The sequence below is a fragment of the Poriferisphaera sp. WC338 genome, from assembly GCF_050931845.1.
Lineage (GTDB): Bacteria > Planctomycetota > Phycisphaerae > Phycisphaerales > Phycisphaeraceae > Poriferisphaera.
In genome coordinates, this window is the sequence record NZ_CP194516.1 from 301,024 (window position 1) to 318,408 (window position 17,385).

A 17,385-nucleotide genomic window follows, 5' to 3' on the forward strand; every position below is an offset into this window, starting at 1 on the left:
GATTGGTTGTTTGGTCGAAAGCCAGATTGTAGGTTCAAAACCACCCCGGTGCGAATTATTAGTTGAAGGTTACTTTGAGCAGCGAGAGGTCGTCGGGGAAGGTATCATTGGCCAAGTAAACTTGAAGCTCACGGATGATCGCATCCAAAGGGCAATGATGATCTGCAGCAAGTACCCGGTTAAAAGCTTCTAGTCCCAATAACGGTCCTGCTTGCTTCTCCTTGATCTCAAATAGCCCATCGGAAAACACATATAGTATCGATCCTGCCGGGATTGTCATTTGCTCCGCTTCAACCTCAAAAGCTTCAGGGTCCATCGCACCAATCATAAAATTAGGTGACCCTAATAACATGGGTTCTTCTGATCCCGGTAAGAACAGTGTTGCGGGGTGATGTCCCGCTGCAGCATAATGAAGTGACCGATTGGCTTCGTTATAAACGCCATACCACAATGTAAAAAACTTATGCTGATGTCGTTGCATCGGAAACGCGCGATTCAAAGATTCAAGCACTTGTGTTGGATCATCGAACAGCGTTTTTGGCAGCGTTTGGTTACGGATTGCATGAAAGGCCGTTGCCGCCAAGAGTGATGCAGATACCCCATGCCCACAAACATCCAGAAGATAAATTGCAATCTTGCCCGGCTCAACTTCATGGTATCCGAACAAGTCGCCGCCCAATACACTTGATGCAAGATAAACCCAATCCGTAGTAATCGGTGATACTTCTGTATCGGAATGTTGCCCTTCAAGTGGCAAGCCGTGTCGAATGGGATCAGGGATCAATGACTTCACATACTCTGACGCATCTTGTAACTCGCTGTTAAGCTTGCCTTGTGCTTCAAGTAACCGCGACTTCGTACTCAGCAATTCATGTTGCGACTCAACCAAATCAACGAGATGTAATTCTTGTTCAGTCAGCGATGCTAACTCCATCATCATCGCCAACTGTTTCGGGCTCAGGTTTCGTGGTTTTATATCCGCAATGCACAATGTCCCCACGTTGTATCCTTCTGGGCCCTTCAATGGAAATCCTGCATAAAACCGCAAGTGTGGTTCGCTCTTTACCAATGGATTATTTTGAAACCGTGGATCAAGCGTTGTGTTCGGAATAATCAGCGGCTCATCCTGCAAAATCGTATGTCCACAAAACGAAACATCTCGCCCTGTTTCCGTAAACGTCAGTCCACATTTTGCCTTGAGCCATTGTCGATCCGAGTCGATCATTGCAATGTATGCAATCGGTACCTCCGCTGTGGACGATGCCATTCGGATCACGCGCTGGTATCGCTCCTCCTCCGGCGTGTCTAGGATGCGTAGTGCTTGCAGATCGGCCAGCCGTTCCGCTTCATTATTTGGTATCAGTGGTGCAATCATCTTTTTTTATGCTAGCGGCTAGCATCTTTATTCGCACGGTTTTTATGCTGAATCAAGGGCCGAGAACCGTATCACCACCCTTTAACCTGCCTAGCCCCTCGTTCTACGGGAAAACCAAATCGTATCTTTTTATTTTTCATCCACACATGACTGCACATCCCCTCCCTTCATGATTACAATAATCGTATGGAAGCCGAAAAACGCATCATGCAGATTGAAGAGAAGATCGCATTTATGGAACAGACCATCGCAGATCTAGATGGAGTTATTTGCGGCTTAAATGGCGAGGTGCAGCGGCTAAACCGTGAGAATCAGCGTCTGCATACCCAGCTTTCCGAACACGGCAATAAAATCGCTGTCATGGGTGGCGATGCGACACTCAAAGACGAAAAGCCGCCGCATTACTAAGCCACATTCCGCGATCCATCATCTTCTCGGACCCCATGCGAAACATGTATATCTATCGATGTAGCTTTTTCCATTTACTTGCACACTGTTCCTCCAAAACCGATGACGCCACGCAGCGATTCGCATATCCTGTTACTCATGGAAGTTCACCCAGACGCCAAACATTCTGATCCTTACGCATCTGACGATCCGCGCCGTGTGGTCTATGTGTTTGCCAATCCATTCAGCGGCAGCGGTGAAAACAGACGACATGTGGATGAACTCGAATCCGCGCTTGGTGAACGCGCTTTTGATGTGCGTGTTGTTTGGGATCTTGAGCAGCGCCGTGAAGTTCTCGGTAGCCGTAGCCTTGCTGATGAATGTCGTTGTATCGTCAGTGCTGGTGGCGATGGTTCTCTCGGCGATGTTGTCAACGAACTGGCGTGGTCTGGCACACTCGCCAAAATTCCTATTGCCATGCTTCCTATGGGTAATGAAAATCTCTTTGCCAAAGAATACGCTTTCTCACAAGAAGGCTATCGTCTTGCGAAGGCCATTGTTCGCGGTAAATCTCGACAAATCGATGTGGGTGAAGTTAACGGCAAGCTCTTTACACTCATGATGAGTGCAGGACTTGATGCCGCCGTAGTTCACGAACTCGATGCTTGGCGCAAAGAAGGCGGTGAAGCCGCCAAAAAGCGAGTCAAGCGTCTGACCTATGCACGGCCGATTTTCAAAGTCGCCCGTCAATACGACTATCCCGAGATGGAAATCGAAGTTGACAGTCAAGATGGTTCGCCGCCGCAAACCATTCGTGGTGCACACGTCTTTGTTTTCTCACTCAAGCAATATGCGATGGGTCTTCCAATTGGCGGTGAAGTTCTTGATGATGATGGCTTGCTCGACTGGGTCGTTCTGACTAAAAGAGGACTTCTACGCCTCCTTCAATACGGCGTTAGCATTTGGCGTCGTAAACACCTAGAACGTGAAGACGTCATCCACGGCCGTGCCAAGCACGTCGTTATCCGTAAATTGCAATCTCGCCCCCAAGACCCCGAACCGAAGCCCGACAAGATTGACCCGCCAGCCACCACCGATGCTTCAGGCAAACCTGTCCCCGTTCAGGTTGATGGGGATGTTGGTGGGCAAACACCCATCGAAGTTCGTGTTCTTGAAAAGGCCATGTGCGTCTTGGATATGACTGGCTTGTGACCGATATAATCTAGTGTGTTGTGCACAAACATCGTACAAAGCAATATTTGCAGTTGGGATCTATCAGCAAAACCTTGGTGCTTGAATGGCCAGACATGACGTCAAGAATGAAAACTTGTGATAGATTTTGAAATAATTTAGAATATTTTCTTATGAAAGTGTCACTCTTCATAACGTGTCTTACTGACCAGTACTACCCCCGTGTAGGTATTGCTTTGGTCAAGGTGCTCGAAAAGCTTGGCTGCGAGATAGACTTCCCGCAAGAGCAAACCTGCTGTGGCCAGCCCATGTGGAACAACGGCTTTGCCGATGAAACCCGCGCTCTTGCCAAACGCATGATCGAAATCTTCGAAAATGCCGAATACGTCGTTACCCCCTCAGGCTCATGCTGCGCCATGGTCCGTGACTACTACGAAGATGCACTCAAAGACGAACCCGACTGGCTGCCACGCGCCAAAAAACTCGCTGGTAAAACGTACGAGTTCGTCGAATTCCTCACCAAGGTCCTTAAGTTCGATCCCAAAGAGCACGCCGTCAGTTGGAACGGGGATGTCACCTATCATTATTCCTGCCACCTCCGCGGTATCGGCATGACCGACGAAGCCTCAAATCTCCTCCAGCAAATCTCCGGACTTGGCTATCACCCACTCGATAAAAAAGAACAATGCTGTGGCTTCGGCGGAACCTTCAGCATGAAATACCCGCAAATCTCCGGTGAAATGGCCCGTGATAAAACCGCATGCATCGACAAAACCGGCGCCGACACCGTCGTCATCAACGACGCCGGTTGCGCCATGAACATCGAAGGTACCTGTCGCCGCGAAGGTGTTCAAAAACAATTCACCAGTGTTGCCGAAATCCTCGCCGAAGGTATGGGCCTCCTCGAACCTGGAGGTGACAAATGAGCGACACACCTGCGAATCAACAGTTAGATCAGCCCAAACACGACGCGCACGAAACCCTGTTCCCCAAGCTCCCCTACAACATGAAGCCTCGTGCAGATGAAGCCGTCAAAAACATTCAGCTTCAACAATTCGTCAACAGCACCACCGTCCTCAAAGACAACTCCCGTAAGCAAACCCTCGAGAAAACATTCGGTCATAAAACTACCGCCGTCCGCGATCTCGCCGGCAAGATCAAACAACACACCCTCGATCATCTCGACCACTACCTCGAGCAATTTATCGAAAACGCTGAAAAAACAGGCATTAAAGTTCACTTCGCCAAAGACGCCAAGCAAGCCCGCGACATCGGAGCCGCAATCGCCAAATCTATCGATGCCAAGCTCTGCGTCAAAAGCAAAAGCATGGTCACCGAAGAGATTCAACTCTTGGACGCGCTCGAATCCGTCGGCTGCACTACCGTCGAAACCGATCTCGGCGAGTTCATCATCCAACTCGACAACGACGCGCCCTCCCACATTGTCACGCCCATGATCCACAAGAACCGCGTTTCCGTCGCCAAAGCATTCGAACGTGAACTCGGTGCCGAGTACACTGAAGATCCCGAAACACTCACTAAAATCGCCCGTGAACACCTCCGCAGCAAATACCACCAAGCTGACCTCGGTATCTCCGGTGGTAACTTTCTCGTTGCCGAAACCGGCAGCGTTGTTATTTGCACCAACGAAGGTAACGGTCGCCTCTCAACCTCCGCACCCAAAACACATATTGCCTTCGTCGGTATCGAGAAACTCATTCCCAGACAAGAACACCTTGCCGTTATGCTCAAAGTCCTCACACGATCAAGCACTGGCCAGCCCCTCACCTGTTACACCCATATCATGACTGGTCCTAAACGCCCCGAGGAACTCGACGGGCCGGAAGACATGCACATTGTCCTCGTCGATAACGGACGTACCGAAGTTCTTAAACCCGAGAACCGTGAAATGCTCCGCTGCATCCGCTGTGGCGCCTGTCTCAACGCATGTCCCGTCTACCGTAAAGTCGGTGGACACGCCTACGGCTCGGTCTACCCCGGCCCCATCGGGGCACTGCTTACCCCTGTTTTTAAAGGCTTAAACAACTACCCCGATCTCCCTAACGCCTCCTCTCTCTGCGGTGCTTGCTACGAAGCATGCCCCGTTCGCATCAACATCCCTCGCCACCTCATCCGCCTCCGCGAAGAAATGGTCAAGCGTAATATTGCCAAAAAGGGTGAGCGATTCCTCATGCGGCAATGGGCCAAAGCACTCCGTTCGCCATTCAAATACAAACTCAGCAACACCGCACAGCGTTTCATGCTCCGCCTCAAAGGCAAAGCATCGCAATCCAATAACGTCTACCAAAACCGCAAGTGGCTTCACAAAGCTCCCGGTCCTGCAAAAGGCTGGACCTCACAAAAAGACCTCCCTTCGCCCACGAGCAAAGATTTTCGTAATTGGTGGAACAGCCAAAATCGTAAATAACGTGCACGAAAGTACATTGTCTAATCATTGATTAGGCGCATTGAGACCAACCATGGCCAATCAGCAAACAATACTCGGCGAATCACGTGACGCTTTCTTCAATCGTGTTCGTACATCATTAGAGCGAAGCGACGACACCACCCAAACGCTCCCCCCAGAAGAAGATGCACCTGTCGTCGACGAATCGCTTGTCCGTCTCGCCGCACCCGATGACGATCTTGCCCAGCGCTTCACGCAAGGTGCAACTGCCGTTGGCATGAAGCTCACTACCACCGCTGGCCCAGACTTCTGGACCGTGCTCAAAACAATCCTCACTAAACACCAAGCTAAAAAAGTCGTCCTGAACGCCGATGAACTTGGCAAAGATTTTGAGATCAAAGGCATGCTTCGGGGGATGGGCATCGACGTGTTTGAGCCTGCAGGGGAAGCGAATTTCGATGGGCAGTACGACGCGCAGTGCGGCATCACCAACGTCGCCGCCGCCCTCGCTGAAACCGGCACGCTTGTTATCGAATCCAACCCCACGCAATCTCGCGGCTCATCCCTCGTCCCCGAGACCCACATCGCTCTGGTCAAACAATCTGACATTCTTCCCGACATGATCGACTACCTCGCCCGCTTCAAAAATACGCCAAGTGCCGATCAGCCCAGTAGCAAATGCTTCATTACCGGCCCCAGTAAAACCGCCGACATCGAAGGCGTCCTCATCACCGGCGTCCACGGCCCCGCCGCCGTTGAAATCATCCTCATCAAAGACATTTAATTCACCCAATACCACCTCTTCTGGGGCCAAGCCGTGGGGATGTCTTATTAATCAACAATACAACACGCCCAGCTCGCTTTTTGTTATCTTGCCTTTGTGCCCATATCGAATCATCCGAATGAAATCGAAGTGCCTTTAACCGGTGGCAGGTATACCGAAGGCATCGTGCGCGTGGGTAACACGGTGCGCAGGCCAGCATCTGAAACCTCCCCGTTCTGGTCTCGTGTGTTACGCCATTGTGAGTTGCAAGATTGTACCGTCGTACCGCGTTATCTGGATACAGATGAACGTGGCCGTGATGTGCTGCAGTTCATTCCCGGATGGGTTCCGCTTAAATTTCAATTGTTTGAGGATTGGCAGATTGCAGAAGCGGGTAGGTTACTGCGAGTATTCCATGATGCGACGTGCGGGAGTGACCTTGCCGGTGAATGTGCCGTGGTTTGTCATCACGATCCGGGACCGAACAACACGGTATTTCAAGAGGAGAAGCCGATCGCCTTTATCGATTTTGATTTTTGCAAGCCGGGCGATCCATTGGAAGATATGGCTTACATGGCTTGGACATGGTGCATCTCCTCCAAGCCGTCGCGCGGGCCGCTGGCGGTACAAACACATCAGGTTCGCGTGTTTGCTGATGCTTACGGGCTTGATGTTCTGCAGCGCCAAGGCTTGATGGATGCAGTCTTAAAACGGCAGCAGAAGAACATTGCGTTCTGGCTCCAGCAAGCAGAAGTGCTAACCTGTAAGCCAACTGATCCAGGGGAGATTCAGGCTCGCATTCAGTGGTCTAAGTGTGAATTTACGTTTGTGCAGCAAAACCTTGCCGCATTTCAAACGGCGCTCGTCACTTAAAGATATGTATATATGCAGCTGTCTCGTGTTTAGAGCAAACCTTCCGCCCGATACCATTCCACTGACCGCCGGCAACCTTCCTCAATATCAATCGCAGGTTTGTACCCCAACTCCCGCTTTGCCTTCTCGATTGACCATCCACGATTCGTCCTAAACCACGCCAATCTCCGGCGGAAAATTGGCGGATCAATCTTTAGCGGTCGGCAAACAGATTCCACCGCCCATGCCACCAAATACAACGGTGTGTAAAACGGGAACCGCTTAAACTTCGGCTCAATCCCTTGTGCTTTCGCCATCGCCGCCGTCAATTCATTCAGCGTCACATACCGCTCATCACCAATGATGTACGTCTGCCCCACGGCCTCTTTTACATGCGACGCCAGCATCAGCGCCTGAATCAAGTTATCGATATACACCGGGTGATTGTGCGTGTTCCCCGACCCCACCATGAAGAACTTCCCATCGCGGATCATCTTGAAAATCTTCAAGAACCCAAACGTCACGCCCGGCCCATAAATCGATGATGGCCGCAAAATCACCAGCGGCAATCCCTTCTCGATGTATTCTTTACACACAGATTCTGCTTCAAGCTTCGCCTTGCAATACAAATCCAGTGGCCCAAACGGCGCACTCTCATCCTGTGGCACCTTATCTGTATGCCCATGCACACCCTGTGTTGACGTATGCACCACCCTTGGAATGTTATGCCGCAAACACGCATCTAAAACATTCCGCGTGCCTTCAACATCAACCTCACGATAAAACTCTTCCGAAGCAAAAATCTCACGGAACGCAGACGCCAAATGGAAAACAAGATCCTGTCCCGTTACCACCTTCTCAACATCATCCTTGTTTGTGATCGATCCCGTTACCATATTCGCGCCTTGCTCGCGCAACGCCTGTGCTTCTTTGCCGTCATGCAAGTCGAGCGAAGTCACTTCATGCCCTTCTTTAAGAAGGTGCCTGACCAAATGTAAGCCGGTAAAGCCGGTGCCGCCGGTAACAAGAACTTTCATCCTGATCCATCCCTTGTAGGTAGTCGCGTTTCCCTGAGCGTGACCGCATCATCACGTTGGCGAGTATCATAGCAAGTGCTAGCTAATTCACATGCTCGCGCAGCGCAAACCATCGCCTGCCATGGATATCGGAACGATGAGGTGGCGGGTGAAGCACCGTATTTTGATTTCTTTCTTGGCGGAAACTTGTGATCGTACGGGAGTTTGGTTATCGGGCAAAAATGAGATTGAGCAGGTGTGAATATGCAGTATTGAGAAAATCATGAACTGCTCGCCAACATGTGGCGTATGGGGTTATAACGAATCAGAAACTCGTGTTGGTGGTTTATGCTCCGTCATCACTCGCACAAAAAAGGAGGTACACATGCTCATCGATCTGAACATCATCTTTGGATGGGTATGGATGCTCGCTGGTATTTTCGTCGGTGGTATTGTTGGTATGTTCTTTGCCAAGGAAGATTTCATGGGCGGTTACAACAGTTGGCGTCGTCGACTGGTTCGACTCGGACATATCGCCTTCATCGGTATGGCGATCGTCAACATCGGCTTTGCTCTCTGCATTAAAACCTACAACATTCATGGTTTTGCAGCGGATATTGCCAGCATCGGTTTCTTCATCGGTGGTGTGGGTATGCCTGTGATCTGTCTGTTATCAGCGTGGAAACAAAAACTTCGTCACGCATTCGCTATTCCTGTAGCGGGTGTCAGTATCGGCAGTGCTTTAACCATATGGATGATCATCAAGGTTGTACTTGAAACGCACAGCTAGTATGTACATCAGTTTTCCGGAAAGGGTCCAGAGATGAAAGTCGGATTGATCGCTATGAGTGGCGTGCGCGCCTGTGACCAAGAACTTCTCGCACTTGGGCTAACATTGCCCGGTTTTGTCGAACGCAGTGAAACCGTTGCCTCTCTTCCAAGCTTGGGTCTTATTACTCTCGCAGGCATGACACCCGACTGGTGCGATGTGACCTATCACGAAGTGGATCAGGTTGACGATTTTGTGATCGGGCAGGGCGATTGGGATCTAGTCGCCATTAGCACTTTCACCGCACAAGCAAAAGAAGCTTACGATCTCGCAATGCGATTGAAGGTTGTTGGAGTAAAGCATGTGGTTATGGGTGGTTTACATGTAACGGCTTTGCCAGATGAGGCGCTGCGGCACTGTGATAGTGTGATTGTCGGTGAAGGTGAACCAGTCTGGCAACAAATGCTTTGTGATGCACGCGAGGGGAATCTTAAACCAAAGTACAAAGCAACTTATGAATTCGATCTTTCAGATGCGCCAATGCCAGCATATGAGTTGCTGGACATTGACAAATACAATCGCATTACTGTGCAAACCTCGCGTGGTTGTCCCTTCAAATGTGAGTTCTGCGCGAGTTCGATCTTGCTGACGGACAAATATAAGCAGAAGCCGATGGAAAAGGTACTCGCCGAGGTCGATCGTATCTGTGAGCTTTGGCCGCGACCTTTCATCGAGTTTGCCGACGATAATAGCTTCATCAATCGACGATATTGGAAGCAGTTTCTACCTGAGCTCAAAAAACGTCGTGTGAAATGGTTTACTGAAACAGATCTAAATGTTGCATGGGATGACGAATTACTCCACCTTATGCGTGCTAGTGGTTGTGCCCAAGTTCTTATTGGTTTGGAAAGTCCCGAACCAGCAGGTCTTTCAGGCCTCGAACTCGTTGGGGATTGGAAAATCAAGCAGTTTTCTAAGTATAAAGATGCTGTTAGGCGCATCCAATCCGCGGGCATCAGAGTTAATGGCTGTTTTGTCCTCGGGCTTGATGGTCACGATCCTGATATCTTTGATCGCGTTGAAGCCTTTGCTCGTGAACTTGAGCTTTATGACGTACAGATTACCTACATGACCCCTTTCCCCGGAACGCCGCTTTACACACGCCTCAAACACGAAGAACGACTGCTTGAAGAAAGTGCGTGGGAAAAATGCACTCTCTTCGACATCCTCTTTAAACCCAAGGGCATGAGTATTGCTCAGCTTCGCACTGGTTTTCATAGTCTTGCCACACGTATCTATGACGATGTCAGCACCAAATGGCGCAGAGATATCTTCAAATCCAAATATCGTCGTTCAATTGTCGGCACGTAACCCCCGTACGAAATGAACATAGCAGATTGGTATCTTTATCCAAATCATCTAGTCATCGCGTTGACATCAATTATCCGGGTGTTCGTATCCAACCACCTTCGCCCACTTTTTCGGATGTTCTCCAATCCACGTTTGTAATAGCGCTTTGCACGTTGGGTCATCTACAACTTCAAACAAGATACCATGCTGGGCAAGTGCATGTTGTGCGCCAGGCACTGTCGTGTCATCACCAATCACAATCCGTGGGATCTGATAGAACGTGATTAGCCCACTGCACATCAAGCACGGCGAAAGTGTTGTAGCTAGCGTCAACGTCTGCCAATCATCCCGTACCCCTGCTTGACGAGCCGCATTCATTTCTGCATGTGAAGTCGGATCATTTGTTTGGAGAATAAGATTGTGTCCGCTGGAAACCAGCTCGCCCTGCGCATCCATGATCGCAGCACCAATAGGTAACCCACCTTCTGATAAGCCGAGTTCTGCTTCCTTGATCGCGATGTCTAGCAGTTTGCGTTCATTCATGCCATCCTCCTCGAACAGAATTGATCTCAGTATTGTACACCCGGAGATCACAGCGAATAAAGGATCAATATCGATGGCACGGATCTTTCTTGTTGCTACATTTCCATCTCTTCGAGCTGTTTGCCTTTGGTTTCTCGCACCCAGATAACTACGAAGAATAGCGATGCTAACGAGAAGATTGTGTACAGCGAGTATGAGCCGGACAAGCCAATTGCTGCCAGTAATGGTGGGAATGTAAATGTTACGATGAAGTTTGCTATCCACTGCGCAGATGCGCCTACTGCAATCGCTGCCGCGCGTATCTTGTTCGGGAACATTTCGCCAAGCAGCACCCAGACCACTGGCCCCCACGACACACCAAAGAAGAACACATACAAATTAATCACCGTTAAACCGACAATCGCTTGATTTCGTGACAACATCAATTGTCCATGTTCATCAAGATGTGCTAATGAAAAGATTGTGGTCAGGATTGCCAAATTCACAAACATCCCTACTGATCCGATTGCCAGCAATGGCTTTCGTCCAATTTTGTCAATCAATAAGATTGCCACAATGGTTGCGGATACATTGACTGCCCCCGAAAGAAGATTGGTCTGCAGCGCTTGTGCTTCTGTGAAGCCGGCCGCTTCCCAAAGATATGCACCGTAATAAATCACAACATTGATGCCGACAAATTGTTGAAAGAACGATAGCACAATTCCAATGACGACGATCGGATACAGCCGTCCCGATTTTATGCTGATCAAGTCCGCATATCGTGGTGGCCGGTCGCCGTGCAGCGATTTTGTAATCTGCTTGATAAGTTTTTGTACGTTCCCGCCGCGTGTTTTCATGAAGATCAGATGAGCTCGTTGATGATGACCTTTCGCAACAAGGTGTCGTGGTGACTCTGGGATAAATAATGATCCAACAAAGAATGCCAACGATGGCACGCCTTCCATCCAAAACATCCATCGCCAGGCTTCATAACCAAACAACCACGGTTGTTCAGCATTACCTGCTACTTTTGCAATGAGATAATTAGATAAGAACGCCATAAAGATGCCCAACACAATGGCGAGCTGTTGCAACGATCCAAGTCCGCCGCGGATATGCTTTGGCGCGATCTCAGCGATATACGCAGGTGAGATCACTGATGCGGCCCCAACCGCAAAGCCGCCAAGAATTCTCGAAATTGAAAACACTACCGAATTATTGGCAGCACCTGAACCAAGTGCAGAGATTAGAAACGCAAGTGCAGTTATCAGCATTGTTGGCTTGCGGCCATACTTATCAGCACATCCACCTGCAATCAACGCACCGATTGCGCATCCAATCAAAATGGATGCGACATTAAAACCAGTACCAGTTGAATGGGTGCCGAATGCTTTTTGAATCGCTTGCACCGTGCCGTTGATCACGCCTGAGTCGTAGCCAAAAAGGAAGCCGCCAATTGCTGCAACGCATGCCAACACGATGACGTACCAGATCTTTCCTTCAAATTGATCTTCAAAAATCTCTGGCTGATCGTCGCCGCTCGGGCTTATTTCTTTATCTTTTGGCATGTTCAGGGTCCCGTGCAAGCCTGCCTATACAGACAGATCGATACATAGTCGCTGGACCCCGCTTGATTCATCATCGGTTGCCGCCGTAAATGAGGATGATTGATCGGGGTAGGGGTGGGGATGATCTGTAGTTTCAGGATTGTGGACCGATAGCAATTAAGTTTGTGACCAAGGGGTGCATGGCTATTTTGATGTGGCCGTATGCATATTGATTAGGTGATCGGTGACATTGCCAAAGCCCACGAGCATGAACTGGACCGCCATCGCGACGAGGATCAGTCCGAATAGCCGTGTGCAGATCTCCATACCCAGCTTGCCAAGCACGCGCTGAAAACCTGCGGAGGTTAGCAGGATCACAATCGTCAGTACCCCGACTACTACAATCGCCGAGAGTGCGCCGAACCGTACTGCCCATGATGCTGGGTACTGCGACGATAGTATGATTGCTGTTGAGATACTGCCTGGTCCGACGAATATCGGAAACACCAGTGGGATGAAAATTGATTGGAACTGTGAAGTTGCCTGTTTGATTGCGGATTGCCGCACCATCGGGGCTGCTTTATGCGTAATGTCCGAGTGCATCCCGCCGAGCATCTTGACCCCGGTTAGCAGTAGCACAATCCCGCCAGCAATTCGGAACGCCGGAAGCGAAATTTCGAAAAATGATAGGATTGCCGTTCCAGCCAGATAAAAAACTCCCAGCCCGAGGATGATGAACACACCCATCATGATTGCGATCACATTCCGCACCCGATTCTTGTCCTGCTCTGTGCACGCAATAAACACTGGTAAGCACCCGATCGGGTTCACAATCGAGAATAACGCCACAAAGCAGGTTACGAAATGAGTCAGATGCACAGCTGTCCCCGTAAACATCGCCCCAGCCCCGATACCTCATCCAAAGATCCGGCTTATTTCGATGACTGTGATGCTTGGCCTTGACTCATGATCGGTTGCGATAGCTTCGGAAGATAAGATCTCAAGTTTACAAAAACGGGATTTCGGGTAAACCCTAGTGGCCCGGGGAAGGCGTCTTGTATAGCGTGATCCATGAAAACCTGGGGTGGAGAAGCAACGGCGGCCGATGTTGGAAGTCGGTGGATAAATCGTTTGATAAAGATGGCAGACTTGTGAAAAAGGGGTGGAAAATATACAACATGAAAGATAATTGAGCGAAGCGTCAGCCACTACAGGCAAAAACCGGACCAAAATCGCAAATTTTGGGAAGGCGATGTCTGTCGGGCTTGTAGGCATGTGAAGCATCCTATATACTGTTTCGTTCGCGGCGTGGAAACGGTACGGATCGGGGCTGTAAAACCCTGTCACGTATGAACTTAGAGATCCCTTTCCCAGAGGACATCGATGCAGCTTAACTCTGTGCGCGATTACTCCAAGCGCGGTGATGCTCTCCCAATCCCTAATCTTGTACGCGTGCAGCAAGCAGCTTATGCGCGTTTCTTACAAGAGGGTGGTGAGCATGACGAGCGCGATAAAACCATTGGCCTGGAATCACTTCTCAATGAGGTGTTTCCCATTGTCTCGTATGACGGGAACATGCAGCTTGAATATTTATATTACAAGCTGGATGAGCCTCGCTATACCGCGGATGAATGTCGGGAGCTACGGCTCACCTTCGGCATGCCGTTCCGCGTTGGCGTCCGTCTAGTCCGTAAGGACGTCCCCGAGATTCCCGAAGAAGAAATTTATTTGGGTGAAATCCCCGTCCTCATGGGCGGTGGCGAGTTCATCATTAATGGTGCAGAACGCGTCATTGTGAACCAACTCCACCGATCACCCGGTGTGGACTTCTCTATCGCTTCCGCAGAGGCTGACCGCCCACTGCACTCCGCTCGTATCATCCCCGAGCGTGGCTCGTGGATAGAGCTGGAAGTGACCAAGAAAGACGTCCTCACCATGAGGATCGACCAGTCCACCAAGATCCCAGCCACCACGTTCTTGCGTGCGCTGGATGAGAAATATGCGACCACCGATTCGCTTCTTCGTCTCTTCTACAATGTCGAAACCATCAAGGTCACCGACCTTAAGCCCGACCACTACGTCGCGGCTCCGGTCATCGACACCGAGACCGGCGAAGAGATCCTCCCCACCTGCGGGCAGGTCGGCGAAAACGTTGAGCGCATCATCGGTTCTTCTCTCAAGAAGATCGACGTTGTCACCAATGCCAGTGACATGCTCATCCTCAACACCATCGCTGAAGAAAAACAGATGCAACTCGAAGGCCTTCAGGTCTCCGAGCACGAAGCGGCTTTGCTCGCTTTGTATGCACGTCTTCGTCCCGGCAACCCACCGCAGGTCGACAAGGCGCAGCAGCTCTTCGCAGAAAAATTCCTCGACGACAACCGCTACCGTCTCGGTAAGGTCGGTCGTTTCCGTATCAACCGCAAGTTTAATCTTGAGGTTGATGAAGACATCATGCAGATCCGCGGCGACGACTTCCTCGAAGTCATCAAATACATGCTGGATCTCCGCAGCAACCGCAACAAAGCACACATCGACGACATCGACCACCTCGGGAACCGCCGTCTGCGTACCCTCGATGAACTTGCTGTCGAAGAAATGCGCAAGGGCTTCCTGAAGCTCCGCCGTACCGTGCAGGAACGTATGTCCGTGAAAGATCCGGACGAGCTTTCCAAGATTGCGGATCTGATCAACAGTAAATCAATCAGCAGCGCTATCGACCACTTCTTTGGTCGTGGTGAGTTGTCACAGGTCGTCGACCAGACCAACCCACTTTCGCAGTTGACCCATGAACGTCGTCTTTCAGCGCTTGGCCCCGGCGGTTTGAACCGTAAGCGTGCCGGCTTCGAAGTCCGCGACGTTCACATCTCACACTACGGCCGTGTGTGCCCGATTGAAACACCTGAAGGCACGAACATCGGCCTCATCTGTTCGCTTGGTCTCTACAGCCGCGTTGATGAGTACGGCTTCCTCCTCACGCCTTACCGTAAGTGTGAGAAGGGGAAGGTTGTCGAAGGCGAAGCAGGTATCGAGTACCTCCGAGCCGACGAAGAAATGAAAGCGACGCTTGGGCCCACCGATGCGATCAAGCCCGATGGCAAGCTTGTGGATGGTAACATTCTTGCTCGTGTTGACGGTGAAGTCGCGCAGGTCACTTCCAAGGAACTGAACTACCTCGACGTTTCGCCCAAGCAGATCGTTGGTGTTTCCGCAGCACTCATTCCATTCCTTGAGCACGACGATGCAAACCGCGCCCTCATGGGTTCCAACATGCAACGTCAGGCCGTCCCGCTGATCCGTACACAAGCACCTTGCGTTGCCACGGGTATGGAAAAGGAAATTCCGAAGTACTCCGGCATGTTGATCCGTGCGAAGAATGCCGGCACCGTTACCTATGTTGATGCGAAAACCATCATCATTGACAACGCGGATGAGTACGACCTCCGCAAGTTTGTTGGCCTTAACGAACGTACATGTTTGAACCAGAAGCCCATTGTCCGTCTCGGCGACTATGTCGAAGAAGGCCAGATTATGGCCGACGGTGCTGCGACCCAGCAGGGTGAGCTTGCCCTCGGCAAAAACTGTCTGGTCGCCTTCAATACCTTCGATGGCTACAACTTTGAGGATGCGATCGTTATCAGCGAACGCCTCGTCAAAGACGATGTTTTCACCTCCATCCACATCGACGAGTTCGACGTGGAAATCCGTGAGACAAAGCTTGGCCGTGAAGAGTTTACCTGCGACATCCCCAACGTGAGCGAAAAACAACTCTCACGTCTCGATGAGCAAGGCATTATCCGTATCGGCTCACACGTGCGGCCTGGCGACATTCTTGTCGGTAAAGTTTCGCCGAAGAGCAAGAGCGAACTCACCCCAGAAGAAAAACTCCTGCACGCCATCTTTGGCCGTGCCGGTGAAGATGTGAAGAACGATTCGCTCGAAGTACCCGCGGGTACCGAAGGTATCGTCATCGGTGCAAACCGTTTCTCACGTCGTATGCACCTCAATGATGATCAGAAGAAGCAACTCAAACGCGAAATGCGTGAATATGAGATGCACATGGACGAGCGAGCCGCCGAACTTTTCCGCCAGATGGTTGAAAAGATTAATGAAACCACCGGCACGCCGATGATCGACCCGTCGACCCGTCAGAAGGTTGCCGCGTCGGACATCTCCGAAATTATCCTTGAACAGATCGAATCCTTTGACATCAAATGGATCAAGGGTAACAAGGAAGTTCAGGAAGAAGCCAAGAAAATCCACAAAGCTTTCTGGCCACGTATTCAAGCAATCGAAAAAGAGAAGCAACGTCGCCTTGCTCACATGAAACGCGGCGATGAATTGCCTTCAGGCGTGCTTGAAATGGTGAAGATCTACATCGCCACCAAACGACCGCTCTCCGTCGGTGACAAGATGGCTGGCCGTCACGGTAACAAGGGTGTGATCGCCCGTATCGTGCCGATCGAAGACATGCCCTTCATGGACGACGGCACCCCAGTCGACATCTTGCTTAATCCACTCGGCGTGCCTTCACGTATGAACGTCGGACAGATCCTCGAGACCCACCTCGGTTGGGCATGTGGCGTGCTTGGTTTCCAAGCAAAAACACCCGTCTTCGATGGTGCGACCGAACAGGAAATCTGGGACGTCATCAGCGAGGCCAATCAGTACTGCGACGACCGCTGGACAAGCACCGCTGCTGAAGGTGGCGCCCCCGGTGACCGTGAAATCCTCGCCAAGATGCCGCTTGATGGCAAGATTCAACTTTTCGATGGCCGCACCGGCGAGCCGTTTGACGAGAAGACCACTGTCGGTCATATGTACTTGCTGAAACTACATCACTTGGTTGATGACAAGATTCACGCACGTGCAACCGGCCCGTACTCACTCATCACTCAGCAACCGCTCGGTGGTAAAGCTCGTACTGGCGGTCAGCGATTCGGCGAGATGGAAGTTTGGGCGCTGGAAGCTTATGGCGCTGCGTACATCCTCCAAGAATTGCTCACCGTGAAGTCCGACGATGTTGAAGGCCGCACCAAGATTTACGAATCCATGGTCAAGGGCACCAACAAACTCGAAGCCGGCATGCCGGTGGCTTTCGATGTGCTGTGCAACGAAGTGAAGGGTCTCGGCTTGAACATCGGGCTCGAAAAGGTCGAACTCGAAGGCGGCTCCATCTTCTAATCAACGATTAGATCGTTCTCCG

General features: G+C 50.7%; 14 protein-coding genes. 9 read left to right on the plus strand and 5 right to left on the minus strand.

The features are described from left to right. Positions 1 to 58: 58 nt before the first annotated feature. A complete protein-coding gene (locus ACQ6WK_RS01235; protein ID WP_432798925.1) occupies positions 59 to 1,375 on the minus strand; it encodes a GAF domain-containing SpoIIE family protein phosphatase in 1,317 nt (438 codons plus the stop codon). 186 nt (positions 1,376 to 1,561) lie between these two features. On the opposite strand from ACQ6WK_RS01235, the gene ACQ6WK_RS01240 reads away from it, so the two are divergent. From ACQ6WK_RS01240 to ACQ6WK_RS01265, 6 genes are all read left to right on the plus strand, one after another. Further along, entirely contained in the window at positions 1,562 to 1,783 is a 222-nt protein-coding gene (locus tag ACQ6WK_RS01240; RefSeq protein WP_432798926.1) for a SlyX family protein, read from the plus strand. 138 nt (positions 1,784 to 1,921) lie between these two features. Beyond that, on the plus strand, positions 1,922 to 2,974 hold the full coding sequence (locus ACQ6WK_RS01245) for a diacylglycerol/lipid kinase family protein (RefSeq protein WP_432798927.1): 1,053 nt from the start codon (positions 1,922 to 1,924) through the stop codon (positions 2,972 to 2,974). Positions 2,975 to 3,126: 152 nt separating this feature from the next. After that, positions 3,127 to 3,879 (plus strand): (Fe-S)-binding protein, encoded by a 753-nt coding sequence (locus tag ACQ6WK_RS01250; RefSeq protein ID WP_432798928.1) that lies wholly within the window; start codon positions 3,127 to 3,129, stop codon positions 3,877 to 3,879. Then, positions 3,876 to 5,381: a LutB/LldF family L-lactate oxidation iron-sulfur protein gene (locus tag ACQ6WK_RS01255; RefSeq protein ID WP_432798929.1), complete on the plus strand. Its 1,506-nt coding sequence runs from the start codon at positions 3,876 to 3,878 to the stop codon at positions 5,379 to 5,381. The genes ACQ6WK_RS01250 and ACQ6WK_RS01255 overlap by 4 nt, the downstream gene beginning before the upstream one ends. A gap of 52 nt (positions 5,382 to 5,433) precedes the next feature. Further along, complete coding sequence (locus ACQ6WK_RS01260) at positions 5,434 to 6,144, plus strand: LutC/YkgG family protein (protein ID WP_432798930.1); 711 nt, start codon at positions 5,434 to 5,436, stop codon at positions 6,142 to 6,144. A 129-nt stretch (positions 6,145 to 6,273) separates the two neighbouring features. Next, on the plus strand, positions 6,274 to 6,996 hold the full coding sequence (locus ACQ6WK_RS01265) for a phosphotransferase (RefSeq protein WP_432798931.1): 723 nt from the start codon (positions 6,274 to 6,276) through the stop codon (positions 6,994 to 6,996). A 29-nt stretch (positions 6,997 to 7,025) separates the two neighbouring features. Here the strand turns inward: ACQ6WK_RS01265 and ACQ6WK_RS01270 are convergent, their stop codons facing one another. Next, positions 7,026 to 8,012, minus strand: a complete 987-nt coding sequence (locus tag ACQ6WK_RS01270) for an NAD-dependent epimerase/dehydratase family protein (protein ID WP_432798932.1) — start codon at positions 8,010 to 8,012, stop codon at positions 7,026 to 7,028. A gap of 364 nt (positions 8,013 to 8,376) precedes the next feature. Here ACQ6WK_RS01270 and ACQ6WK_RS01275 point away from each other — a divergent pair, with 364 nt between their 5' ends. Both ACQ6WK_RS01275 and ACQ6WK_RS01280 read left to right on the plus strand, forming a co-directional pair. Then, the gene (locus tag ACQ6WK_RS01275) at positions 8,377 to 8,781 is read left to right on the plus strand and encodes a hypothetical protein (RefSeq protein ID WP_432798933.1); all 405 of its coding nucleotides are present in this window, start codon (positions 8,377 to 8,379) and stop codon (positions 8,779 to 8,781) included. Between the two features lie 33 nt (positions 8,782 to 8,814). Beyond that, complete coding sequence (locus tag ACQ6WK_RS01280; RefSeq protein ID WP_432798934.1) at positions 8,815 to 10,131, plus strand: B12-binding domain-containing radical SAM protein; 1,317 nt, start codon at positions 8,815 to 8,817, stop codon at positions 10,129 to 10,131. Positions 10,132 to 10,197: 66 nt separating this feature from the next. On the opposite strand, the gene ACQ6WK_RS01285 is transcribed toward ACQ6WK_RS01280, so the two are convergent. The 3 genes from ACQ6WK_RS01285 to ACQ6WK_RS01295 all read right to left on the minus strand — a co-directional run bounded on the left by ACQ6WK_RS01285 (position 10,198) and on the right by ACQ6WK_RS01295 (position 13,076). Continuing rightward, positions 10,198 to 10,653, minus strand: a complete 456-nt coding sequence (locus ACQ6WK_RS01285; protein WP_432798935.1) for a nucleoside deaminase — start codon at positions 10,651 to 10,653, stop codon at positions 10,198 to 10,200. Positions 10,654 to 10,748: 95 nt separating this feature from the next. After that, entirely contained in the window at positions 10,749 to 12,200 is a 1,452-nt protein-coding gene (locus tag ACQ6WK_RS01290) for a sugar porter family MFS transporter (RefSeq protein ID WP_432798936.1), read from the minus strand. A gap of 183 nt (positions 12,201 to 12,383) precedes the next feature. Continuing rightward, positions 12,384 to 13,076, minus strand: coding sequence for a MarC family protein (locus ACQ6WK_RS01295; RefSeq protein ID WP_432798937.1), 693 nt, complete (start codon positions 13,074 to 13,076; stop codon positions 12,384 to 12,386). A 486-nt stretch (positions 13,077 to 13,562) separates the two neighbouring features. Here ACQ6WK_RS01295 and rpoB point away from each other — a divergent pair, with 486 nt between their 5' ends. After that, positions 13,563 to 17,363, plus strand: a complete 3,801-nt coding sequence (rpoB, locus tag ACQ6WK_RS01300) for a DNA-directed RNA polymerase subunit beta (protein ID WP_432798938.1) — start codon at positions 13,563 to 13,565, stop codon at positions 17,361 to 17,363. Positions 17,364 to 17,385 lie beyond the last annotated feature (22 nt).